At 39.2% G+C, this 965-nt stretch carries 1 protein-coding gene; it reads left to right on the top strand.

What is annotated here, in order from left to right:
• The coding region (phbB, locus tag ACS8FD_RS17360; RefSeq protein WP_439276767.1) for an acetoacetyl-CoA reductase at nucleotides 1-740 on the top strand (740 nt) is incomplete at its 5' end.
• Between the last annotated feature and the right edge of the window lie 225 nt (nucleotides 741-965).

Raw genomic sequence — 965 nt, 5'->3', positions numbered from 1 at the left:
ATAAAAAAGTTGCTTTAGTAACAGGTGCGCTTGGTGGAATTGGTACAGCTATTTGTGAGAAGTTAGTGACTAATGGTTATCATGTCATAGCGACCTTGAGTCAAGAAGATCCTGAGCGTACAAAAAAGTGGTGCGAAGATAATGGATTTGACTCGGATAACTTTGAGTTTCTTGCTGTTGATTTGAGTAATCACGAAACTGCGATGGCAGCGATTAAGCAGACAATCGATAAGTACGACAGTATTTATGCTTTGATAAATGGAGCGGGTATCACTCGTGATAGCAGCTTCAAAAAAATGAGCTTTGCGCAGTGGCAGCAGGTGATAGAGACTAACTTGACGTCTCTTTATACCATTGTCCATCCAGTTTTCGTCAAGATGCTAGAACAAAAAACCGGTCGCATCGTCAATATCAGTTCGATAAATGGCTTACGTGGTCAGTATGGTCAGACGAACTATTCAGCCGCCAAAGCAGGTATTATTGGATTTACTAAGGCATTGGCATACGAAGGAGCTTCTTCATCAGTTACCGCCAACGTCGTTGCTCCTGGTTATACATATACACCCATGGTAGAGAGTGTACCTGAACATATCATGGATAAAATTAAAGAAACCATTCCAATGAATCGTTTGGCTAGTGCAAACGAAATCGCTGCTGCTTGTATGTATCTTATCAGTGAGGATGCCATATTCGTCACAGGTGAAACCATATCAGTTAATGGTGGTCAGTATATGTCTTGACTTTACTGTTAAACATTTTTGTTACAGTACTGTATAAAGTGACAAACTTAATAATATTATAATGTTTTCTTAACCTTCAACGCATACGATTTTTTCTCAACCGTCAATATACGGAGCAATAAGATGTCACAACAAACCCCGCAAGATTATATGAACCAGTTCAATGAAAATGCAAAAAAAATGTTCGAACCTTGGACAAAGCTAAACCAATCGTTCGATACAAGG

It is taken from the genome of Psychrobacter sp. 1U2 (assembly GCF_051847575.1).
This window is presented reverse-complemented; position numbering and strand designations above follow the sequence as displayed.